The 20,735-nt window shown below is 60.5% G+C and carries 25 protein-coding genes and 1 riboswitch; of the genes, 13 read left to right on the forward strand and 12 right to left on the reverse strand.

All coding sequences use genetic code 11. The features are described from left to right. Positions 1 to 10: 10 nt before the first annotated feature. From MSG32_RS07010 to MSG32_RS07045, 8 genes are all read right to left on the reverse strand, one after another. Complete coding sequence (locus MSG32_RS07010; RefSeq protein WP_248378951.1) at positions 11 to 667, reverse strand: HAD family hydrolase; 657 nt, start codon at positions 665 to 667, stop codon at positions 11 to 13. After that, a complete protein-coding gene (locus MSG32_RS07015) occupies positions 664 to 1,596 on the reverse strand; it encodes a phosphodiesterase (RefSeq protein ID WP_248378953.1) in 933 nt (310 codons plus the stop codon). Before MSG32_RS07015 ends, MSG32_RS07010 begins: the two co-directional genes overlap by 4 nt. A gap of 183 nt (positions 1,597 to 1,779) precedes the next feature. Beyond that, positions 1,780 to 1,947, reverse strand: a complete 168-nt coding sequence (locus MSG32_RS07020) for a hypothetical protein (protein ID WP_153635554.1) — start codon at positions 1,945 to 1,947, stop codon at positions 1,780 to 1,782. A 136-nt stretch (positions 1,948 to 2,083) separates the two neighbouring features. Further along, positions 2,084 to 3,442 (reverse strand): ammonium transporter, encoded by a 1,359-nt coding sequence (locus MSG32_RS07025; RefSeq protein WP_107335007.1) that lies wholly within the window; start codon positions 3,440 to 3,442, stop codon positions 2,084 to 2,086. Between the two features lie 351 nt (positions 3,443 to 3,793). After that, positions 3,794 to 4,147, reverse strand: coding sequence for a glycine cleavage T C-terminal barrel domain-containing protein (locus MSG32_RS07030; RefSeq protein WP_248378955.1), 354 nt, complete (start codon positions 4,145 to 4,147; stop codon positions 3,794 to 3,796). Positions 4,148 to 4,174: 27 nt separating this feature from the next. Beyond that, positions 4,175 to 5,464 (reverse strand): ISL3-like element ISPpu12 family transposase, encoded by a 1,290-nt coding sequence (locus MSG32_RS07035; RefSeq protein ID WP_248378957.1) that lies wholly within the window; start codon positions 5,462 to 5,464, stop codon positions 4,175 to 4,177. Positions 5,465 to 5,485: 21 nt separating this feature from the next. Next, on the reverse strand, positions 5,486 to 5,998 hold the full coding sequence (gene lspA, locus MSG32_RS07040; protein WP_003821921.1) for a signal peptidase II: 513 nt from the start codon (positions 5,996 to 5,998) through the stop codon (positions 5,486 to 5,488). Positions 5,999 to 6,001: 3 nt separating this feature from the next. Further along, positions 6,002 to 6,898 carry a cation transporter gene (locus tag MSG32_RS07045; protein ID WP_004364974.1) on the reverse strand — a complete coding sequence of 299 codons (897 nt, stop codon included), beginning with the start codon at positions 6,896 to 6,898 and terminating at the stop codon, positions 6,002 to 6,004. A gap of 95 nt (positions 6,899 to 6,993) precedes the next feature. Between MSG32_RS07045 and cadR the strand changes: the two genes are divergently transcribed. The 10 genes from cadR to MSG32_RS07100 all read left to right on the forward strand — a co-directional run bounded on the left by cadR (position 6,994) and on the right by MSG32_RS07100 (position 14,253). After that, positions 6,994 to 7,401, forward strand: coding sequence for a Cd(II)/Pb(II)-responsive transcriptional regulator (cadR, locus tag MSG32_RS07050; protein WP_007148576.1), 408 nt, complete (start codon positions 6,994 to 6,996; stop codon positions 7,399 to 7,401). Positions 7,402 to 7,494: 93 nt separating this feature from the next. After that, complete coding sequence (locus MSG32_RS07055) at positions 7,495 to 7,896, forward strand: ATP-binding protein (protein ID WP_248378958.1); 402 nt, start codon at positions 7,495 to 7,497, stop codon at positions 7,894 to 7,896. Continuing rightward, positions 7,893 to 8,822 (forward strand): response regulator transcription factor, encoded by a 930-nt coding sequence (locus MSG32_RS18090; protein WP_348983964.1) that lies wholly within the window; start codon positions 7,893 to 7,895, stop codon positions 8,820 to 8,822. Before MSG32_RS07055 ends, MSG32_RS18090 begins: the two co-directional genes overlap by 4 nt. Further along, positions 8,819 to 9,706 carry a PAS domain-containing protein gene (locus tag MSG32_RS07070; protein WP_248378960.1) on the forward strand — a complete coding sequence of 296 codons (888 nt, stop codon included), beginning with the start codon at positions 8,819 to 8,821 and terminating at the stop codon, positions 9,704 to 9,706. The genes MSG32_RS18090 and MSG32_RS07070 overlap by 4 nt, the downstream gene beginning before the upstream one ends. Before the next feature lie 175 nt (positions 9,707 to 9,881). After that, positions 9,882 to 10,874 (forward strand): NAD(P)/FAD-dependent oxidoreductase, encoded by a 993-nt coding sequence (locus tag MSG32_RS07075; RefSeq protein ID WP_248378962.1) that lies wholly within the window; start codon positions 9,882 to 9,884, stop codon positions 10,872 to 10,874. Then, positions 10,875 to 11,291, forward strand: coding sequence for a hypothetical protein (locus MSG32_RS07080; protein ID WP_248378964.1), 417 nt, complete (start codon positions 10,875 to 10,877; stop codon positions 11,289 to 11,291). 189 nt (positions 11,292 to 11,480) lie between these two features. Continuing rightward, positions 11,481 to 11,933, forward strand: a complete 453-nt coding sequence (locus MSG32_RS07085) for a multidrug efflux SMR transporter (RefSeq protein ID WP_084589279.1) — start codon at positions 11,481 to 11,483, stop codon at positions 11,931 to 11,933. Positions 11,934 to 11,947: 14 nt separating this feature from the next. Beyond that, positions 11,948 to 12,268, forward strand: coding sequence for a multidrug efflux SMR transporter (locus tag MSG32_RS07090; protein ID WP_043332225.1), 321 nt, complete (start codon positions 11,948 to 11,950; stop codon positions 12,266 to 12,268). Between the two features lie 183 nt (positions 12,269 to 12,451). After that, a complete protein-coding gene (locus tag MSG32_RS07095; protein ID WP_156961859.1) occupies positions 12,452 to 13,240 on the forward strand; it encodes a CmcJ/NvfI family oxidoreductase in 789 nt (262 codons plus the stop codon). A 263-nt stretch (positions 13,241 to 13,503) separates the two neighbouring features. Further along, positions 13,504 to 14,253 (forward strand): 2OG-Fe(II) oxygenase, encoded by a 750-nt coding sequence (locus MSG32_RS07100; RefSeq protein ID WP_225347925.1) that lies wholly within the window; start codon positions 13,504 to 13,506, stop codon positions 14,251 to 14,253. Between the two features lie 142 nt (positions 14,254 to 14,395). Here the strand turns inward: MSG32_RS07100 and MSG32_RS07105 are convergent, their stop codons facing one another. Further along, positions 14,396 to 15,307, reverse strand: coding sequence for a LysR family transcriptional regulator (locus MSG32_RS07105; RefSeq protein ID WP_043332228.1), 912 nt, complete (start codon positions 15,305 to 15,307; stop codon positions 14,396 to 14,398). Between the two features lie 130 nt (positions 15,308 to 15,437). Between MSG32_RS07105 and MSG32_RS07110 the strand changes: the two genes are divergently transcribed. Both MSG32_RS07110 and MSG32_RS07115 read left to right on the forward strand, forming a co-directional pair. After that, positions 15,438 to 15,905, forward strand: a complete 468-nt coding sequence (locus MSG32_RS07110; RefSeq protein ID WP_348983965.1) for a YeeE/YedE family protein — start codon at positions 15,438 to 15,440, stop codon at positions 15,903 to 15,905. After that, positions 15,902 to 16,315 (forward strand): DUF6691 family protein, encoded by a 414-nt coding sequence (locus MSG32_RS07115; RefSeq protein ID WP_043332231.1) that lies wholly within the window; start codon positions 15,902 to 15,904, stop codon positions 16,313 to 16,315. The genes MSG32_RS07110 and MSG32_RS07115 overlap by 4 nt, the downstream gene beginning before the upstream one ends. A gap of 79 nt (positions 16,316 to 16,394) precedes the next feature. Here MSG32_RS07115 and MSG32_RS07120 read toward each other — a convergent pair whose 3' ends face one another. From MSG32_RS07120 to MSG32_RS07130, 3 genes are all read right to left on the reverse strand, one after another. After that, positions 16,395 to 17,633 carry a histidinol-phosphate transaminase gene (locus tag MSG32_RS07120; RefSeq protein WP_248378968.1) on the reverse strand — a complete coding sequence of 413 codons (1,239 nt, stop codon included), beginning with the start codon at positions 17,631 to 17,633 and terminating at the stop codon, positions 16,395 to 16,397. Between the two features lie 296 nt (positions 17,634 to 17,929). Then, complete coding sequence (locus MSG32_RS07125) at positions 17,930 to 18,619, reverse strand: hypothetical protein (protein WP_213114922.1); 690 nt, start codon at positions 18,617 to 18,619, stop codon at positions 17,930 to 17,932. Positions 18,620 to 18,664: 45 nt separating this feature from the next. Next, positions 18,665 to 19,111 (reverse strand): hypothetical protein, encoded by a 447-nt coding sequence (locus tag MSG32_RS07130; RefSeq protein ID WP_248378970.1) that lies wholly within the window; start codon positions 19,109 to 19,111, stop codon positions 18,665 to 18,667. Positions 19,112 to 19,424: 313 nt separating this feature from the next. Next, a riboswitch (guanidine-I (ykkC/yxkD leader) is annotated at positions 19,425 to 19,533 on the forward strand. Between the two features lie 149 nt (positions 19,534 to 19,682). On the opposite strand from MSG32_RS07130, the gene MSG32_RS07135 reads away from it, so the two are divergent. Next, entirely contained in the window at positions 19,683 to 20,735 is a 1,053-nt protein-coding gene (locus MSG32_RS07135; RefSeq protein WP_248379660.1) for a putative urea ABC transporter substrate-binding protein, read from the forward strand.

The following is a 20,735-nucleotide window of genomic DNA, read 5'->3' on the forward strand; positions in this document are numbered from 1 at the left end:
TGCTCAGGCTCTATACCGCTTCGCGACTGTCGCTGCTTGGCACATCGCAAAGTGATATCAGCGCCTGAGGCTGCGTGATGACCCGCTCCGGTGCCATGCTGGCCAGCCGCTCGGGGCTCTGCCATCCCCAGCTGACCGCAGCGGCACGACACCCTGCCTCGTGCGCGGCGCGAATGTCGCTGACGGCGTCGCCCACCATCCAGCTGCGCTCCACCGCCACTTGCGGCGCTGCCAATAGACCCGCCAGCTTGGCCCCCTTGCTGCCCGCGATCTCACCGCCCAGCACCTGTGACACGTAGTCCGACAGGCCGGCGGCGGCGAGCGTGGCACGAATCATCTCGCTGTGATTGGCCGACAGCACCATGACGTCGCCCTGCTCGGCGAGTGCCGACAAGGCCTCGCGCATGCCGGTGAAGACCGCCGGCGGCGTCGCCTGGCGGGTGTAGGCAAAGACATGCGCGGCAAAGCGCGCGACGGCCTCGCCCGTGAAGCCCTGCACACGGGCCATCTCCTCGAAGGTCACGTTGTCCAGCGACTCCCAGCTATCGCGTTCCAGCACGATCGTCCGCCCTTCCAGACGCGCCGCATGTGCGCAGGCCTTGAGACACAGTGTCAGGCTGTCGGCAATCACACCATCAAAATCAAAGACATATAACGCTTTGTTCATTCTTTTGCTGCCTCAGCTGCCTGCAAGGTGTTGCTCAACGGCTCGCGCTCGCGAGTCGGAATCCGCTCATCGCGCTGCAGAGCGATCAATTCATCGAGCGCCTCCAGCGACTGGGCGGCCTCGAGCGTGTCGTGGAAGAAATAGCGGCGACTGTCATCCATGTAGAGGTGCAGGTGATTGACGATCTGCTCCTCGCCTATCACCAGCACGCCATAGGCCGGCGGCTCATGACTGCCGGCGAGACAATCCGCCGCGGAGACCAGATCCAGCCCGACCTGATGATTGACGCCCGGCAGGGTCGAGAACGAGAGCCCCCGCCAGACTCCGCTGGCCGGACGATGCACATGCCCGAACAGCAAGTGCTCGACGTTGCCATGCCGCTGGATCACGTCATGCAGCGCCTGTGAATTCTGCAAGCGGATGTCGTCCATATAGCGGATGCCGAGGGCCATGGGCGGATGATGCAGCGCCAGCAGGATACGGCGATCGTGATGCGCCGCCAGACAGGCATCCAGCCACGCCAGGCGGGACTCACACAGCAGACCGCCATGCTCCCCCGCGACCGCCGAATCGAGCATCACCAGCACGCAATCATCAGCGCCGGGGCCGAAGGCATGCGCATACTGCACGAAGCCTCCGTCATCGCAGGGCAGCTCCGGGAAGGCGGCCTGCAGAGCCTCACGCGCATCATGATTACCCATGCCGAGGAAATACGGCATCGACAGTTCTTCCAGTACCTCACGCAGCGCCTGGAAGGCGGCCGGCTCACCGCGATCGGTCAGGTCACCGCTGATGATCACGCCCTGAGCATCGCCGTGGTGCAGATTGATATCAGCAACGGCAGCCGCCAGCCGTGCACGTGGGTCCAGCCCGTAAAGTCGCTTGTCAGGAGCGACCAGATGGGTGTCGGTCAGATGAATCAGTTTCATGCTATCGCGCGTTCCATGAGTGCCACCATGAGGGGCCGCCATTATCAAGCTCTCAGGTGACGACTGCGTGACGCACGCCACACTCTCTTCGCGCAAAGCCAATCGGGTGCAATGGCACCTATCAAAAACGCCGCAGCGCTGAGCGCTGCGGCGTTTGATATGCCGGTCTTGATGCCCGGAGGGTCACGGCGTCTTCTTGCTCTCGAAGGACGCTTTCTCGTGGCGCAGGATGTTGGCGCTCAGCGCAATGCAGACGCCAGCGGCAACCAGCAGGCACACCGCCACGGCACCAGAGTTGCTGAAGAAGAAGGCGTAGTTGCCAGCGTGTACCACAGTATCGACAGTTTCCATTGCAAGACTCCTTGCGAAAGCGGATATCGGTTGGGTCTACCAGTACTGCAATAACGGGGCCAGTCAGCGCTTATCTCGACATCATCTCGACAGACCGGCCCCTTCAGGATGTGCGCCGGGGCTCAGCTACCAGAGCTCAGCTGATGTCCGGGCGCTTGTCCATCGGCGCCGCGACCACCCCACCGGAACGTGCCGGCACGCTGGAGCTCGTCTCGGAGGACAGGCTTTCCGGATAGGCCTTGGCCGGGACTTCGAACAGGTCCAGCCCCAGTACCTCGACATGCGGCGGCACGCGCAGCAGGTTGAACTTCTTGAGCAGATAGGCCACGCCCCAGCCCGGAATGAAGCCCGTCAGTGCCATCACCACCGCGCCGGTCAGCTGGCCGGTGAAGGAAACGTCCGGCACGCCTTCGCCGACATTCGGGAAGCCGGCCGCGAAGATGCCCACCAGTACCACGCCGTAGAAGCCGCAGAAGCCATGCACCGCGAAGGCGCCGACGGAGTCATCCAGGCCACGCTTCTCGAGCAGTGCGCCGATCTTCGGCATCAGGGCGCCACCGGTGACCGCCAGCACGAAGGCCAGCCCCGGGTTGTAGAGATCCAGTCCCGCCGCGACGGTGATGATGCCGCCCAGCGCACCGGACATGGTCCAGAAGGGATCACGCGAGGACAGATAGGCACCGATCACGCCACCACCGAAGCCCATCAGGGTATTGAAGGCGAAGGCAGAAAGGTTGGTGCGATTGCCGTAGATGGTGGTCCAGCCGATGTCACCGGTGTTGAAGATGATGCAGCCACCGAGGAAGCCGAAGAAACCGACGATGATCAGCATCAGGCCGATCAACGTCATCGGCATGTTGTGCGGCGCGATCACCTGCGGCTTGCCATCGTCACTGTACTTGCCGATGCGCGCGCCCAGATTGAGCAGCACGCCCAGCGCGAAGAAGCCGGCCACGGCGTGCACCACACCGGCGGCGCCGACATCGTGGTAGCCCAGCTTGTGCAGCATCCAGCCATCCGGATGCCAGCCCCAGGCGCCCGCCATGATCCAGACACCGGCACCGAGAATCACCGCCAGAATCAGGAAGGCCCCCAGGCGGATGCGTTCGATCACCGCCCCCGAGAGGATGGAGCCGGTGGTCGCGCCGAACAGGGCAAAGGCGGCGAAGAAGATGCCGGTGCCCATGTCATCGGCGTCCGGACGCATGCTCGCGCTCCACGGCAGAGCGGCGGACGCCTCGATGGGGATCAGCCCGTTGGGGAAGGCGTTGTAGATCCACCAGCCCACGAAGTAGAAGGCGGGGATGATCGAGGCCAGCGTCAGCACGTTCTTCATGCCGGATGCCAAGGCATTCTTGGAACGTGAGGCACCGATCTCATAGGCCAGGAAGCCTGCGTGGATCAGGAACATGATGGCGGTACACCACCAATAGAACACCTCGATGTTCATCGCCTGATGCATATCCAATATGCTTTGCAACGTCTTTTCATCCATCGTCTTTTCTCCTTTACCGGAGCCTGTGGATCAGCGCGCTTCACTGTGCAAGCGGCACTGCCCGTCCGGGGGTTGTTGTTGTTTTTCAAGGGGACCTGCTGGATAAAGCAAGCGACATGCCAGATGACCCTGATTGGCCACCCTCAGCAATTCGTTGTTTTTACTGCATCATTCTTGAAACCGAGGACTCCTCTTCAGATATGAAGCCCATGAAGCCTTCCCTGCGAGGAGGATGGGCGTTATTGAGGCATGCCGGCCACGGCATGCACCGTGAGATGACTTGCAGGGCGCTGCATATGCGCAAGTCATTGCTCGCGACTCATCTCTCATGCCCCCCGCCTTGCAGTGAGATCAGCTACGTACCTTGAGGCGCTCCGGGTCATGGAAGGGCAATGTCACCACCTCGGCGGCGAGGCGCTTCTGATGGCCATCCAGCTGGCCGATCTCAAGCTGGGTTCCCGGGCTTGCGAAGTCCGGTGCCAGGCGGCACATCGCGATGGAGCGATCGAGCAGCGGCGACTGGGTGGCACTGGTGACCACGCCCACCGGATAGCGGCCGTGGTAGACGAGGTCGCCATGGCTGACCAGCTCGCTGCTGTGCATCTTCAGCCCCATCACGCGGTGGCGTGATTCCGGTGTCTCGCGTTGCAGCGCCGCCCTCCCGACGAAATCATGGATATACGGATTTAATGGTTGATGGGGCACCTTCACCCCATCAATCTGATACCACCCTCAGATGGTTGATAGATCGACTCCGTAGTTGAGTTCCTCTGCGAAGTCCGGCAGTCCGTAACCGATGGTTTTCTTGTAGAAAGGAGAGACCTTCGCAGTCGGTGCCTTCTTCTTGTGCTTCGTGGTGTAGAGCATTCGTGCCCGCATCACCTCGAAGGAGTAACCGCGCCCTTCACGGTTCTTGTCCTTGGCCAGTCGGTTGATGGACTCCGTGTAAGCGTTGGTGACGGGCATGTCCGTCTCGAAGTAGGTCATGGTCTCTTCGCGCCAGTTTCCCACTGCCCTGACCAGATCGCTCCAGACTTCCTTTTGGCCCTTCGGGATGGTGGCTATCCACTCGTCCAGGGCGGCTTCTGCCTGGAGCCGTGTGGTGGCGTCCCAGATGCCGTAGAAGCGCTCCTTGTGCTCGTAGGCGGCCAGCAGTTGCGGGAACGCGCCTGTCCAGGTCTCCATGATGAGGCGCTCCCGGTCTGAGACTTCGTGAGCGCGTTTCAGCAGGATTTTCCGGTCTCCCTTGAGAGTCCGGCTCTGGGACGGTTTCAGCTCCTTTCTGAGGCCCTTGCGCACTCTCTCTAGGGCATCGTTGGCCATGCGCACCACATGGAACTTATCGACCACGATACGGGCCTGGGGCAGCACAGCCTTGACCGCTGCCCGGTAGGGGGTCCACATGTCCATGCTGACGATCTCGACCTTCTGCCGGTCTTTCAGCTTCATCAGGTAGTTGGTCACCACGTCCTGGCGGCGGGTGGCCAGCAGGTCGAGCAGGGTTCGCTCCTCAATGTTGGTCAGAATGCAGCGGTAGCGCTTGTTCAGGTATAGCTCGTCAATGCCCAGGATGCGGGGCGTCTCGAAGCGGTGCCAGCGCCCCAGGAACTCGGCGCGGGCGTTGAAGATGTCGCGCACCGTCTTCTCGTCCAGGCCGGTCTGTGCCGCCACAAAGGTGTAGGGGTGGTTGAAGGATTCCTTATCCACGTACTCATGCAGCCGCAGTGTCATACGGAATCCGTCCACCATCTCCGGTAGCTGGGGCCTGAATGTTGTCTTGCAGGCCCGGCAGGTGTATCGGCGGCGGACCACCCAGAGAGTGACCCGCTTGCCGTGGATGGGCAGATCACGATAGGGAACGTCACGCTTGCCGAACCGTACGAACTCACCCTGCACGCCGCATTCCTCGCAGGCGATGGGATCGGGCACGTCCACCTGGAAGTGCATTTTGTCGTCGGTTGATTTGCAGCCCAGTACTTGGTATTGCGGCAGGTGAAGGATGTTGTCGGGAAGTTCGGTCATGGTGTTGTATAGGCGTAGGTGTCAGTCAGATCCATCCGACTCGGCATTGGTGTTTGCTTTTTTACCCAACAAGCTGCTGGAAACGAAAAGTAAGGCACCGAGGACAATTGCAATATCAGCCAGGTTGAAGGCCGGCCAATGCCAGTCTCGCCAATAGAAATCAAAGGAATCCACAACATAGCCGCGAAAGACCCGGTCAATCAGGTTGCCCATGGCGCCACCGAGGATAAGACTGTAAGCGATGGCTTCTCCTTTATGACGATTTTCAAGGATCAGCTTGATCAGAAAAATCGAGACCACTACCGCGATTCCGATAAAAAAGTAGCGCTGCCAGCCTCCACCATTCGCAAAAAGACTGAATGCGGCACCGGTGTTCCATAGGTGCACCCAGTTAAAGAACGGGGTCACCGAAACATACTCGCCATAGGCCATTGATTGCTGCACCAGCCACTTTACAGCCTGATCAGACGCTGCCAGCAGGCCCGATATGGACAATAGGGCATACGGCGAGAGCTTTTTGCCAATAATGAGCATTATTTAACCCTTCAACGCCAAAATGCGTCTGGCACCGTTAAGTACAATGCCCCCCGCGATGGTGCCGATAATCAGATCCGGATAATTGGAACCGGTCCACGCGACCAGGGCGCCGGCGGTGATGACCCCCAGGTTGATCACCACGTCGTTGGCCGAGAATATCCAGCTTGCCTTCATGTGCGCCCCGCCTTCCCGATGTTTGGATATGAGCAGCAGACAACTGGTATTGGCAATCAATGCGACGAATGCGATAGCCATCATCACCAGCGATTCAGGCTCACTACCGAATACAAAGCGTCTCACCACCTCTACGAGCACGCCCACAGCCAAGATCAGTTGCAGTACACCAGCAAGATGCGCGGCACGTACCTGCATTTTCACGCTATGTCCAACCGCATAAAGGGCAAGCCCGTACACCGCCGCATCGGCAAAATTGTCCAGGGATTCTCCAATCAGGCCGGTGGACCGGGCGATCAGACCGGCAGTCATTTCCACCACGAACAGAAGTGCATTGATGCCGAGCAACCAGCGCAGGGTCCCGGATTCTTGCTTAGCAGAAGCTGCCGAAAACTCGGCGGCCTTGATGGTCTCCGGATTTGCAGCGACGGTTTCCTGAAGCGAGGCGCCTAGCCCCAAGGTCTTCAGTTTCGAGGTGACGGGCTCGACCTCGCCGTCATGCACGACCTTCAGCCGGCGGTTCGACAAGTCGAAGGACAGCGCCCGAATCTCCTCAAAGCCGTTCAGGGCTAGGCGAATCATTCGTTCTTCTGATGGACAGTCCATCTTCGGCACGGCATAAACACTGACCCATCTCCCTGGCGCCTCGGAGGAGGCCTGTATATCGGTATCCGCTGCGGACGTTGCATCACCGCCACAGGCGCCACCACAGGATTTGCTCATGATACGACTCCACTTGAACAATGTTGTGGTACCATTTAAAACTATAAAGCTACTATAAGGTCAATAGAGTAAAGAATCCGTTGGGGAGGAGGCTGATGCGCATTGGTCAGTTGGCGCAGTTGGTAGGGGTCGAAACACAGACGATCCGCTTCTATGAACAGCAGGGCTTGTTGCCGCCGCCTGATCGGCAGGACAACGGTTACCGTGTCTATACCGAGAAGCATGGTGAGGGGCTGGCCTTCATCCGTCGCTGCAGAATCCTGGGCCTGTCACTGGCTGAGATTCACGAACTACAGAGCTATCAGGACGACCCTCATCAGCCTTGTACCGCCGTCAACACCTTGCTCGATGATCACATCTCTCATGTGCGGTCGCAGATAACCGCTCTGCAAGCGCTTGAGAAACAACTCGTTTCACTGAGAGCGAGTTGCAACGATGACCGGGAAGTTGAGGCGTGTGGGGTTCTTGCTGGAATTAGCGAAGGAAACATGCACCAGCAGTAGGTGAAGCATCAACCAGATAATCCGATGAGATGCCGGTCTGTCTCACTCTCATGCAAAGGTAAGATCAACCATTTAATCCGCTTACCCGACAACTTGATCGAGGAATTCGAGACACGCTCAAGCATGGTGTTCGAGCTCGACAACCGCATCCAGTCGCTGCACCTCCCCGATGCCCAGGCCCTGCAGGTGATGTTCATCGTGCGCGAAGCGATGACCAACAGCGTGCGCCATGCTCGAGCCCCCCACCTGCGCCTGCAATTGCTATATCAGTCTTCAGGGCCTCATCAATCTTCAGGGCCTCAGCCAGCGGAGCGGGTGTTGCTGACCATCGAGGACAACGGCTGCGGCTTTGACCCCGCCGACGTCGCCCCCGCCCATTTCGGGCTGGGCATCATGCAGGATCGCGCACGCCAGCTCGGGGCCGACTTCGCCATCACCCAACCCCGCCATGGCGGTACCCGCGTGACACTGAGCTGGGAGCGCCACGACACATGACCGTGACTCGCCAGATGCCCTCGACACACCAGACACCCTCGACACCCCCGACACGAGTCGTGCTCGTCGACGACCATCCGCTGTTTCGGCGTGGGCTGGCTGAGCTTTTGAGTGAAGGTGGCCTGTTCGAGGTCGTGGCCGACTTCGATGACGGCACCGATCTGCTCGACGCCCTGCCCACCCTGGCCCCGGAGCTGGTGATCGTCGACTGGCAGATGCCGCAGCTCGATGGCCTGACCCTGATGCGCCATCTCAAGCAGCGTGATGCCACTCTCAAGGTAGTGCTGCTGACCGCCTCCGATGACAGCCGCCACCTGTTGGATGCCATCCAGCAAGGGGCGGATGGCTACCTGATGAAGGACACCGACCCCGAACGCATTCTCGAGCGCCTGCAGGCCGTGATCGACGGCAAGCTGGGGCTGGAGGAAGAGACCTTGCTGCTGCTCGCCCGGCGTCTGCAGCAGGACCACCGCCAGCGCGAACAACACTCGCAAGCACAGACACATAAACAGCAGCATAAACAGGAGCAGGAGCAGACTGAGGCGCTGCCAGCTGTGGCGAATCCCCCTGCTGGCCCCACGCTCGACGGGGCCGCCGCTCTCGACCGACCCACGACACCTGACTGGCCCACGGCACCTGAATGGTACGAAGGCCTGACCGAGCGTGAACGCGATACCCTCAAATGGATCGGGCGCGGCCTCAGCAACAAGCTGATTGCCCGCGAGCTGGGCATCAGTGACAGCACGGTGAAGGTCTACGTCAAGAATCTGCTGCGCAAGCTGAACCTGCATTCGCGACTGGAGCTGGCCGCCTGGGTCTACGCTCACCCGCTGACGCCCGCGAGCGATGCCAGCCGAGCGCTCGCCGAGGACGCGACAGGCGCCGAACAGGATACGACCCGGGCCAAAAAGGAGAGCCTGCGATGATACGCTTTCTCGAACAGTTCGCCTCCGCCTCGATTGCCTCGCCCGCCTCGACTGCCTCGACTGCCTCGACCTTCAGCGCACAGGCGATTCTCGATGGGCTGAGTGATGCCGTGCTGGTGGTGAATGCCGACAGTACGCTGCTGTATGCCTCGCGCGGCTGGCAGTCCCTGAGCGGACACGAATCGCGCGACCCACGGGAAGACATGCCACCCGCCACTCGAGCGGACGGGCACGGCACGGCAGCGCAGCGCCTGCGCGATGCCCTGCACCCCGCGGATCAATCGCGCTGGGACATGCTCGCCCGCCACGTTTCGCGCCGCGAACGCCCTGACTGCTGGCGATTGCGCATCATGGGGGCGGACCACCACTATCGCTGGTGTGAAGTGCGCAGCCAGTCGCTCTCGCTGGCCTCGCCCTGGCCCGCCACACTCACCCTGCATGACATCAGCGAGCGCGTGCAGCAGGAGCAGATCGACGCCGCCAACCTGCGCAGCCTGACACGGCTGATCAAGGGGCTGCCCGCGATGGTCTATCGCGCGCGCAACAACCGCCACTGGTCGATGGAATACATCAGTGACGGCTGCCTGGCCATCACCGGCCTCAGCCCCCAGCAACTGCTCGACCATCCCTCCCTCACCTACGGCGAGATGATCCATCCCGAAGATGCCGACCGCGTGTGGGATCAGGTGCAGGCAGCCCTTGAGGCCCGCACTCCCTTCACCCTTGCCTACCGCATTCGCCATCGCAAAGGCGAGGTCATCCGGGTGCAGGAAAAGGGCCATGGCATCTATTCACAGGATGGCACGCCCTTGGCGGTGGAGGGCATCATCTTCGCCGTCGACACCTCGGATATTCCAGGCGTACCGCCATCGACTGACGCATGAAATGAGACATGAACTGAGACATGAACTGATGTACCCCTTTATGGCTACCCTTTCCGAGCAATGTGCAGCCGGAGCACATCTCGCTAGCCTGTTTCGTTGTCAGTGTTTCACGACGTCACCACGTCCTGAAGCCTCGGATAACGCATGAAGACACAACAAGAACAGGAAGGTATCCATGACCCAACGTATCGCGATCATCGGTGCAGGACCCAGTGGCCTGGCTCAATTGCGTGCCTTTCAATCCGCCGCCGACAAGGGCATCGAGATTCCCGAGATTGTCTGTTACGAAAAGCAGGATGACTGGGGCGGTCTGTGGAATTACAGCTGGCGTACCGGACTGGATGCCCACGGCGAGCCGGTCCACGGCAGCATGTATCGCTACCTGTGGTCGAATGGCCCCAAGGAATGTCTCGAATTCGCCGACTACTCCTTTGAAGAACATTTCGGGCGCCCTATCGCCTCCTATCCGCCGCGCGCGGTGCTGTTCGACTACATCAAGGGTCGCGTCGAGAAGGCCGGCGTGCGCAAGTACATCCGCTTCGGTTGCCCGGTGCGCCAGGTCACCTTCGATGATGCCAGCCAGCAATTCACGGTCAGCGTGCATGACCAGGCGCTCGATCTGGTGACCAGCGAAAGATTCGATCACGTCATCGTGGCCTCCGGGCATTTCTCGACGCCTAATGTGCCGGAATTCCCCGGTTTCTCGAGCTTCAATGGCCGCATTCTGCATGCCCATGACTTCCGTGATGCACTGGAATTCAAGGGCAAGGACCTGCTGTTGCTCGGCAGCAGCTATTCCGCCGAGGACATCGGCTCGCAGTGCTACAAGTATGGTGCGCGCAGCATCACCACCAGCTATCGCACCGCCCCGATGGGCTTCAAATGGCCGGACAACTGGGAAGAGAAGCCACTGCTGGTGAAGGTCGATCGCGATACCGCCTATTTCAGTGACGGCAGCCACAAGCGCGTCGATGCCATCATCCTGTGCACCGGCTATCTGCACCACTTCCCGTTCCTCGAGGAGTCGCTGCGCCTCAAGACCCAGAACCGCATGTGGCCGCGGGGGCTCTACAAGGGGGTGGCGTGGGAAGAGAATCCGCGCCTGTTCTATCTCGGCATGCAGGACCAGTGGTACACCTTCAACATGTTCGATGCCCAGGCCTGGTGAGTGCGTGATGCGATTCTCGGCACCCTGCCCCTGCCGTCATTGGACGCGATGCGTGCAGACAGTCTGGCGTGGCGGGCCCGCGAGGAAACGCTGGAAAGTGATGAGGACATGATTCTCTTCCAGGGCGATTACGTGAAATCGCTGATCGAGGAGACCGACTACCCGAGCTTCGATATCGATGGCGTGAATCGTACCTTCCTAGAATGGGAGCATCACAAGCACGAGAACATCATGACCTTCCGCGATCACGGCTATCGCTCCTTGATGACCGGCACTCTGGCGCCCAGGCATCACACGCCGTGGCTGGAGGCGATGGATGACTCGCTGGAAGCCTATCTGGCCCAGCCGGCCGAGGCCGCGACACCATCCGATGCGGAATCAGACATTCAGGCGACGACCACGCCGCTGGCCTCCTGACGCTCCTGGTCACCAGGGCTCGTGTTCAAAGGGGCTCTTGTTCAAAGGAGCTCTGGCCAAACAAGGCTGCGCCAACGACTTGCCAGGCAGCAGGTGGAGGGACAACAGGCGGAGGGGCTCCCTCCGCCTTTTCCTGCATCAAAACATCAACAAAAACTCATATAGACTGGTATTGGTTGTTGGATATTGATGAAACGCAGGTCTCTCACAGGTAATGAAACGCCGTATTTCTCGACACCCCACAAGGACACCCCACAAGGACACCCGATCACCATGCGCATCACGCTCTACTTCCTGATCTCGACCCTGTGCGAAATCGGCTGGGCCACGGGCCTGAAAGTCGCCGACAGTCCGCTGGAATGGGCACTGACGGTGCTGCTGGTCATCATCAGCCTGAGTCTGGTCACCCAGATCGCCAAGACACTGCCCGCCAGCACCACCTACGCCATCTTCGTCGGCCTGGGCACGGTGGGGACGGTGGTGGCTGACCTGCTGTTCTTCGATCTCGAATTCCAGTGGTCCACGCTGGGCTTCGTGGTGCTGATGCTGATCGGCATCATCGTGCTCAAGACGGCCCCCAGCGCGCCTGCCGACAAGCAGCCTCGCGCGAGTGCCACACCGCAGACCACCCTCAGTGAATGACCAGGAGTGACGTCATGGATTGGGTCTATCTGATCGCCGCCGGCTGCTGTGAAGTCGTCGGCGTCACCGGTTTCAACCAGTACGCCAATCAGCACCGCCGCATGGGCGTGTTGCTGGTCGCGCTGGGCTTCAGCTCCTCCTTGAGCCTGCTGTATCTGGCCATGGACACCATCAGTCTGGGCATCGCCTATGCCGTGTTCTCCGGCATCGGGACCGTGGTCAGCGCCATCATCGGCGTGCTGTTCTGGCGCGAGCACTTCTCGTTTCGCCGCATGGCCTGCATCGGCGTCATCGTGCTGTCCATCGCTGGTCTGCACCTGTCCGGCGGGCATTGAGCGTCGGTCGGCGCTTGATTATTGCCATATGTGCAATAACCAATTGCCGACAGGCGCCTTTTTCTGCCCGCGCCAGTGCACTAGCCTCGTGAACCAGCCTCCTGGACTCGGCACCGCAGGCACCCGCCTGAGTGCCTGTCCTGCGGCATCCTCTGACAACCCATCGTGAAGGAGGTCTCGTTCATGTCAGCGCCCGTCCCTACCCGCATGGCGTTCGTCAATTATCAGCTCGACCGCCCGGAAGGCCTGCAGATCAAGGTGGACCCGAACGGCGAGACCGGTCGCCGTATCGAGCCGGAGCATGACCGCCGCGGTGTCAGGCTGCAGGACCTGCGCGCCACACCGCCCAGCTTCGCCTGCCAGGGGCTGCTGTTTCTCGACACGCCCGAACTTGCCGTCGATGTGCGCGATGCCAAGGTGCGCGATCGCCTGCACACACCGGCCATCGAGGCATTGCTCAAGCAGCAGCTCGGCGTCAGTGAGGTGCAGGTGTTCGACCACACCCTGCGCGGCTTCGAGGGTGAGCGCGTGCCGGCGCAGCATGTGCATGTCGACTACTCGCCGCGCTCTGGACCGCAGCGCGTGCGCGATCTGCTCCCGCCCGAGCAGGCGGAGCAGTGGCTGAGCGGCCACTACGGCATCGTCAATGTCTGGCAGCCGGTCGAGCAGGCCGTCGCACGTGACCCGCTGGCCTTCGCCGATACCCAGAGCGTGCAACACGAGGACTGGGTCAACATCGACATCCTCTATCCGGACCGCTGCGGCCAGATCCAGGGCCTCGTGCACAATCCGGCTCACCGCTGGTACTTCGCCTCACAGATGCGCCCCGACGAAGCCATCGTCTTCAATGCCTTCGACAGCGCCGGCAAGCCGCCGGTCGCGCATACCGCGGCCGAGCTGCTCGATACGCCCGACGATGCGCCGACACGCACCAGTCTCGAGACGCGGGTATTGGTCCGCTATCCCGACTGAGGTGTCACGGCCGCTGGTTGATAACGGCTGGTCGGTGGCGGCTGGTTGAAAATGACTGGTTGGTGGCGGCTGAGCGCCGCGGTCGAGATGGCAGACACCTGGCCCATCCGGGTTGCTGCCCCTCGCCCGCCCCTCGCCCGACCTTATCGGCACTCGCCACCAGATGACCGTCGCCCAGGCCTCCCTCCTTGCAGGCCTGGCGGCCACCGCTTGGCGGCCACCAGATTCTCGTCTCACATTCTTCGTCATTCAGGAGCTTTGCCATGAGCTTGTCTTTCCATGTCGTCCGCCACGAACGCGGCTTCTCTCCCACGCCCCTGCCCATCTGGACCGACAACGGCGACGTGTCTGATCTCTTCGAGGCCGACGCGGCGCCAGAGGTGGTCCGTCAGGAAGTCGAGGGTGTCCCGGGTGCCTTCCAGCTGCTCAATGTGCTGACACCCGCCGAGGCCGACAACTTCGTCGCCGCCCTGGAGGAAATGGGCTTCGAGGAAGATGCGCCCGTCTCCCTGCCGCGTTCGGTACGCCACAACCACAACGTCAACTGGGTCGTCAGTGAAGCGGTCGATCAGGTCATCTGGCAGCGTTCGGCGCCGCTGGTGACCGAGCAGATCCAGGGCGAAGGCGCCAAGGGCATCAATGCGCGCTTTCGCGTCTATCGCTACGAGGCCGGCGACTTCTTCAAGCCGCACACCGATGGTGCCTGGCCGGGCAGTCGCGTCATCAATGGCGAGATCGTCCAGGACGCCTATCCGGGCCTGATGAGCCAGTACACCTTCCTCATCTTCCTCAGCGATGGTTATACCGGCGGGCGCACCGAGTTTCTGGTCAGCCGTCGCGACCCCGGCAAGCCGGCCCAGTCGCAGGATGATATCCAGAAGGTATCGGTCTCCACGCCCAAGGGTGGCGTACTGTGCTTCCCGCATGGCTCGCACCCGCAGCACTGCGTGCATGCCAGCGAGCCGATCCGCGACGGTGCCAAGTACATCATCCGCAGCGATATCCTCTATTGATGGCTGCCTGATGAGCAGTGGCCAGGCACCGCTTGGTAGATGCTGCTTGGTAAGTAGCCAGCGCGCAGCCTGAAAACACGAAGGGCCCGATCTCTCGAGACCGGGCCCTTCGTGTTTTCCTGCGTGTCGTTCACAGGGCTTGTCAGCAGGACAGCCGCTCGCGGCGGGCGAGCAGGAAGTCGACCCAGGCACGTACGCGCGGGTTGTGCTGATTCTCGCGCGCGAAGACGACGTGGATACCGGTGTCGAAATCCGATGAAGTGACTTGAAAGTCCTCCAGCACCGGCAGCAGGCGGCCACTTGCCAGCTCTTCCCTAATCGCCCAGAGCGGCTGCACCACCACGCCGGCGCCCCCCAGAGCTGCCTGGGTGAGAATGTCGGCGTTGTTGGTGCGCAGCGCGCGGGCGCGCACCGAGATGCGATGCTCCCGATCGCCTTGCACCAGCCGCCAGTGATGATTGGCGGTGGTATAGCTGAAGGTCAGCAGACGGTGCTGCTCCAGGTCCTGTGGCTGATGGATAGACGGCTGGGCGGCGAGGTAGGACGGCGCGGCAGCCAGCACGAAGCGCTGATCACTGATATGGCGCGCGATCAGGCTCGAATCTTCCAGATGGCCGATGCGCAGGGCCACGTCGAAGTGGTCCTCGACCAGGTCCACCCGCTGGTCGCTGCTGACGATATCCAGCGCCACCTCGGGATAGCACTGCATGAACTCGCTCACCAGCGGCGCCAGATAGAGGCGCGAATAGCGCCACGGCACCGAGATGCGCAGCGGCCCCGCGACCCGCTCACTCAGCGTCTCCAGCTCATCCTCCAGCTGGTCCACCTCGGCCAGAATGGCGCGAAAGCGGATCAGGGCGCGCTCGCCGGCCGGCGACAGCCGTACATGGCGCGTGGTGCGCACCAGCAGCGGCTCGCCCAGCTGGCGCTCCAGATGATTGACGTGACGCGTCGCCGTGGAACTGGCGATATCCAGCTCCCGCGCCGCCACGTTGAAGCTCTGATGCTCCGCCACCTTGAGAAAGGTGCGCAGGCGTTGGGTCAGTTCGTTCATGGTGCTCCTGCTGTGCCCTCCATCGAAAGGTCGGCGTCCTTGTCGTACAGCCAAGCGGCCAGACAACCGGTTGGCGCTCGCCAGCCACGAGCATATCATCGACGCACCGCAGGATGACCGCGACACGAGGATGAACGACATGGACATGATAAGCAGCATGAAAGGACTCGCCGGTGGCGTCCTGATCGGTCTCTCGGCAGTGATGCTGATGGCCTTGCTGGGACGTATCGCCGGTATCAGTGGCATCACGCGCGGTGCGCTGCTGGAATCAGGCCAGGTCCGCCGCTGGCGTCTCGCCTTCGTGCTCGGGTTGATCAGCGGCCCGCTGCTGCTTTTGCTGCTCAATCTTGACTGGGGCAATGTGGCCGCAAGCACGGATGCGCTGATCGGCAATCCCGCCAGCGGGGTGCTGAGCATGATGTTCGCCGGTCTGCTGGTAGGTATCGGAACAGGCATCGGCGGCGGCTGTACCAGTGGTCATGGTGTCTGCGGTATCGCGCGTCTCTCCCCCCGCTCGCTGGTGGCTACGGTGGTGTTCGTGACTGTGGCCATGCTGACGGTGTTCGTGAGCCAACATCTGCTGGGGGAGTCACCATGAAAACGGTCATCGGCTTTCTCACCGGGCTGGTCTTCAGCCTCGGGCTGACACTCAGCGGCATGACCGACCCCGCACGTGTGGTCGGCTTTCTCGACGTGGCCGGAGACTGGGACCCCACGCTGATCTTCGTGCTGGGCGGTGCCGTCATCACCACCTTCCTCGGCTATCGACTCGTCTGGCGGCGTGGCACTCCCCTGCTGGGCGAGCGCTTCCAACTGCCCACGCGCCGCGATATCGATGGCCGCCTGCTGCTCGGCGCGGCGCTGTTCGGTATCGGCTGGGGGCTGAGCGGCTACTGCCCCGGGCCTGCCATCGTCTCCAGCAGCGCCATGAGTCTGCCATTGGCGGGCTTTCTGGTGACGATGCTACTGGGCTGGTGGCTGGCCACCCGCCTGACGCGCAATAGCTGATCTGATAACCCCGCCTTGAAACGCAAACGCCCGCCAAATGGCGGGCGTTTGCGTCTTCCTACATGGGAGTCCGTCACGACTAGACGATGCCCTTGGCCTTCATTTCGCGCAGCACGGCAGCGACATAGTGCATCTCCTCCGGCGTGCCGAGTGACATGCGACACCAGCCATCCGCCGGCGGGAAGGCACGCCCGATCAGCACGTGGCGTTCCTTCATCGCGGTCTGGAATTCCTTCAGCGGCCTGGAGATACGGTGGAAGACGAAGTTGGTCTGCCCCGGCAGATACTCCCAGCCCAGCTCGTCGAGCGTCGCCGTGAAGATGGCGCGCGCTTCATCGTTGCTCTGCTTGCTGTGGACCAGAAACTCCGGTGACTGCATGGAGGCCGTCGCCGCCATCACGCCAGGATATGACAGCGTCATGGCATCGTCTTCGACATAGTGGGAGACATGCTCGAGACGATCGACATCGCCGACGGCGTAGCCGACACGCAGGCCAGCCATGGCGTGAATCTTGGAGAAGGTCTTCAGCAGCAGGATGTTCTTGGCGCCACCAGCAATCAGATGATCGGCGGAGCGGAAGGCAGGGTCATTGACGAATTCGGCATAGGCTTCATCGATGATGAACAGCGTATCGTCGCGGCTGTCGTTGACCCAGGCCTCCAGTTCATCACTGGAAATGATGGTCGAGGTCGGGTTGTTGGGGTTCACCAGATAGACGATGGAGGGGCCGGAGTGGTCGGCCACGGCCTGCTTCATGTCGGAAATCTTGAATGACCAGTCCTCGCGCGAGGACGGCACCTTGCGAATGGCGAGGTCATAGAAGCCGGCATACAGGGCGCCATCGCCATAAGTCAGCTCGGGAATCACCAGCTGGGTATCGGGAGTCGCATGGGCCAGCACACTGGCACGGATCGCATCGGAGGAGCCCGGCGTGAACAGAATGCTCTCGCTCGGCACCTTGTGATGAGTCGCCACCAGGGACTGCAATTTGCCCAGAAGGGCGAAGGGATACCGATTGGAATGCGGGATGGATGCCGCTGCGGCACGCTGTGCAGACGGTGCCATACCCAGCGCATTCTCGTTGTAGTTGAGCCGCACCGGAGACTTGGCGGAAGGCTTGAGCACCGCCGCCGCAGGTGCCGTCTCCTTGGCCAAGGCACTGGGAATCCCCGGCAGGAACTGACCCAACGCCGCCCCGGCAATTGCCGCCCCACTCATGCCCAGGAAACCACGACGCGAACGCGATGATGGAGAGCCCTTCTCAACCGCCTGAACCACAGAAGACTCCTGCAGATCCTTCTCGACTACGTCTGTCATCGTGTGTCCTTTGTCTATCGCTGCTGCCCTTCCCCCTCGTGTGAAGCCACACGGGCAATCGGGAGCAAGCCGTTGTTTTTGTATGTGCTAATAAAGCACCACCAACGTATAAGACTTTGGTGAGAGGCACAACGAAACGACGCGCCGGATCGCGCAACCATGCGCCGCGGCAAGGGCAACCCCTCGGGGAAGTCGCGCACTGCATTGTGAGCGCTCGGTAAAGCAGATAAATAAACTGCTCATGACACGAAGACGCCGGCCATTGGCCGGCGTCTTGAATCCCATTCAAAGCTGAATCATCCAGTAGATTCCTGAGCAATCTCCCTGATGACCAGGCTACCCAGCTGACGAGTGTTGTGCGGATTGCCGTTGCCATTCACCAGCGGCAGATTCAACTGTTTTGCCAATTCACGCAGCACTGGCTGAACAGGGCTCACTGACTGCATCCCCTGACCATCATCACGCTCGACTTCGATGCTGCCGTTCTCAAGCTCACGAACAAGACAAGACGCGAACATGACTTCACGCACGGCTTTCAGCTCGCTGCGTGGCTTCGTAGTCTTGGCCAATCGAGACAACGAGATACTCTGCTTGCCCGCGCGCTCCGGCGACATCAGCGACCGGGCCTCTTCCACTGTGGCATCCAGCAACTTCTCGATCTGCATCTCTTCTGTATTGATACGCAGGATGATGATGCGCTCCACTTCATCCAACGAACGGGGATTGAAAGCAACATTGCCCCCACCGCCCATCATCGCAGTGGTTTTGACCGAGATTCGCTCACCGTCACCGCTTACCACGTCATAGCCGCGCTGATTCACCTCGGTCGCCATCTGACCATTGGTGATCAATGCAGCGTAAAGCTCACCAATGCGTCCGCAAAGATGACGTAGCTCAGTCGGCGGCACGCCCCAGTTCAGTTCTCGCTCGAACCAGGCCATTGCCTCACCCAAGGATTGGATGATCTGCATCTGTGAAAGTGCCATGATCAACTACTCATAGAAGGTTTACATATGCATAATGCATTTATATTACGGCCTTATACGCTCTTCAAAACGGACTGAATTGTTCATCACTTTCAGTTTTGCAAGAGAAATCTGAAACTGCCCGTTACTAGGTAATTTCTTTTCAGAAAACTGCTGCCAGACTAATGACCCAGGGCCATTATAGATTTCTTCAAAGCTACCATCGGGTAAAATCTTAATCACAATTGCATGCTCGGGCTCACTGCGAAATGCAACTGATTTCGCTTGTGTTGCCTTGATTTCGATCTTGGTACCGCATTTGGCGATAGCGTCATACCCTTTGTTGGAAGCAGTCAAAAGCTCTAGATCATATGCATTGGCAACTAGACACTCTCCTAGACTCCCTACCATATGGCCATCCGGAGTGAAATGTCGCCCGGGGAACATTTCTTCCAGCTCATTAACAATATTATATAAGTCGCCTACCAAGCTTTTGAGTTTATTTTTATCCACGATTTAGTCATCAATTATCCAAGGTAATCAAATATTATATTTACCATATTTTGAAAACAACCAACTGTGTATTAAAAATATCTCTGGATTTCTCTCACTGGCCACTGGATAGCACTCACTCTCGACTGACTTCACCAAGGTGCAAGAGACGGAGAAATTCATCAAATTGGTGCAGCGTACGATTTCGATATGCATATCCGTGTTGCGCGAAATCTTATATGCAATTGTTTTATATGGAAAAAATCTCTCCGGCACACTTCCTGCTAGACATTCATCGAGGCACCGATAGGCATACAACAATCGAAAATCTACACCAATGGAGCGCTAGGGTTCCGGTGACTGGCTGATAGCCGTCACGACTGGTCCGAGAGCACTCGACCTCCAAGCTGGGGGTTACACGGCGGGACAAAAGCCCGGGAGACGCAAAGCCTGTAAAGGTCGGCGCCTCTCACTTTTTCCGCCGGAGATAACGACAATGCCCCAGCTCACTCGCCTTTCCCAGTCCGCGACTTCCCCCTCGGATGCCAGCGCCCAGGTGTCATCCGCTGCTGTCTCATCTGCTTCATCTGCCATTTCCAGAAACGCTTCCAGACGTGCTGCGCTGGCCGGCGCCCTGCTGCTTGGCGCATCGCTGAGCCCGCAGGCCATGGCGCAGGATTCCTTCAGCGTGTGCTGGTCGGTGTATGCCGGCTGGATGCCTTGGGAATACGCGGACACCCAGGGCATCGTCGACAAGTGGGCCAGGAAGTACGACATCAATATCGATGTGGTGCAGGTCAACGATTACGTCGAGTCCATCAATCAGTACACCTCCGGCAATGTCGATGGCTGCGCCATGACCAACATGGACGCCCTCACCCTCCCCGCCGCCAGCAGCGTCGATTCCACCGCGCTGATTCTGGGCGACTACTCCGATGGCAACGACGGCGTGATGGTCCGCGATGGCGATTCCATCGAGTCCCTGAAGGACCGCGAGGTCAATCTGGTGCAATTCAGTGTCTCCCACTACCTGCTGGCACGCGCGCTGGACAGCGTCGGCATGAGCGAGCGCGATCTCACCACCACCAATACCGGCGATGCCGACATCGTGGCGCTGGCCAGCAACACCGACACCCAGGCAGTGGTGACCTGGAACCCGCAGCTGGCCACCCTCAAGGAGATGCCCGGCTACACCGAAGTCTTCAATTCCAGCGACATTCCCGGCGAGATTCTCGACCTGATGGTCGTCAACACCCAGACGCTGAAGGACAACCCGGACTTCGGCCACGCGCTGGTCGGTGCCTGGTATGAGGTGATGGAGAAGATGAAGGCCGGTGACGAAGACGCCCTCTCCCAGATGGCCGATGCCGCCGGCACCGACCTCGCCGGCTATCAGTCCCAGCTGGCCGCGACCCACATGTACTACACCCCCGCCGAGGCCGTGGCCGCCTTCAATGCGCCGAGTCTCAAGGACACCATGCAGCACATCGCCGACTTCAGCTTCGCGCAGGGCCTGTTGGGCGAAGGCGCCCCGGATGCCGGCTTCATCGGTATCGAGACCCCCGCCGGCGTCATCGGCAATGAAGGCAACGTGATGCTGCGCTTCGACCCGAGCTACACCGCCGCACTGGCCGACAGCCAGTAA

The sequence above is a fragment of the Cobetia sp. 1CM21F genome, assembly GCF_023161745.1.
In the GTDB taxonomy this organism is placed as follows: domain Bacteria; phylum Pseudomonadota; class Gammaproteobacteria; order Pseudomonadales; family Halomonadaceae; genus Cobetia; species Cobetia amphilecti.

Bases quoted from the DNA above. Each gene is read 5' to 3' on its own strand.
- MSG32_RS07105 (WP_043332228.1), bottom strand. From the start codon at position 15,307: ATGAACGAACTGACCCAACGCCTGCGCACCTTTCTCAAGGTGGCGGAG.
- MSG32_RS07025 (WP_107335007.1), bottom strand. From the start codon at position 3,442: ATGGATGAAAAGACGTTGCAAAGCATATTGGATATGCATCAGGCGATG.
- MSG32_RS07115 (WP_043332231.1), top strand. From the start codon at position 15,902: ATGAAAACGGTCATCGGCTTTCTCACCGGGCTGGTCTTCAGCCTCGGG.
- MSG32_RS18090 (WP_348983964.1), top strand. From the start codon at position 7,893: ATGACCGTGACTCGCCAGATGCCCTCGACACACCAGACACCCTCGACA.
- MSG32_RS07070 (WP_248378960.1), top strand. From the start codon at position 8,819: ATGATACGCTTTCTCGAACAGTTCGCCTCCGCCTCGATTGCCTCGCCC.
- MSG32_RS07095 (WP_156961859.1), top strand. From the start codon at position 12,452: ATGTCAGCGCCCGTCCCTACCCGCATGGCGTTCGTCAATTATCAGCTC.
- MSG32_RS07090 (WP_043332225.1), top strand. From the start codon at position 11,948: ATGGATTGGGTCTATCTGATCGCCGCCGGCTGCTGTGAAGTCGTCGGC.
- MSG32_RS07110 (WP_348983965.1), top strand. From the start codon at position 15,438: ATGAACGACATGGACATGATAAGCAGCATGAAAGGACTCGCCGGTGGC.
- MSG32_RS07125 (WP_213114922.1), bottom strand. From the start codon at position 18,619: ATGGCACTTTCACAGATGCAGATCATCCAATCCTTGGGTGAGGCAATG.
- MSG32_RS07015 (WP_248378953.1), bottom strand. From the start codon at position 1,596: ATGAAACTGATTCATCTGACCGACACCCATCTGGTCGCTCCTGACAAG.
- lspA (WP_003821921.1), bottom strand. From the start codon at position 5,998: ATGCTCATTATTGGCAAAAAGCTCTCGCCGTATGCCCTATTGTCCATA.
- MSG32_RS07100 (WP_225347925.1), top strand. From the start codon at position 13,504: ATGAGCTTGTCTTTCCATGTCGTCCGCCACGAACGCGGCTTCTCTCCC.
- MSG32_RS07075 (WP_248378962.1), top strand. From the start codon at position 9,882: ATGACCCAACGTATCGCGATCATCGGTGCAGGACCCAGTGGCCTGGCT.
- MSG32_RS07020 (WP_153635554.1), bottom strand. From the start codon at position 1,947: ATGGAAACTGTCGATACTGTGGTACACGCTGGCAACTACGCCTTCTTC.
- cadR (WP_007148576.1), top strand. From the start codon at position 6,994: ATGCGCATTGGTCAGTTGGCGCAGTTGGTAGGGGTCGAAACACAGACG.
- MSG32_RS07010 (WP_248378951.1), bottom strand. From the start codon at position 667: ATGAACAAAGCGTTATATGTCTTTGATTTTGATGGTGTGATTGCCGAC.
- MSG32_RS07045 (WP_004364974.1), bottom strand. From the start codon at position 6,898: ATGAGCAAATCCTGTGGTGGCGCCTGTGGCGGTGATGCAACGTCCGCA.
- MSG32_RS07120 (WP_248378968.1), bottom strand. From the start codon at position 17,633: ATGACAGACGTAGTCGAGAAGGATCTGCAGGAGTCTTCTGTGGTTCAG.
- MSG32_RS07035 (WP_248378957.1), bottom strand. From the start codon at position 5,464: ATGACCGAACTTCCCGACAACATCCTTCACCTGCCGCAATACCAAGTA.
- MSG32_RS07085 (WP_084589279.1), top strand. From the start codon at position 11,481: ATGAAACGCAGGTCTCTCACAGGTAATGAAACGCCGTATTTCTCGACA.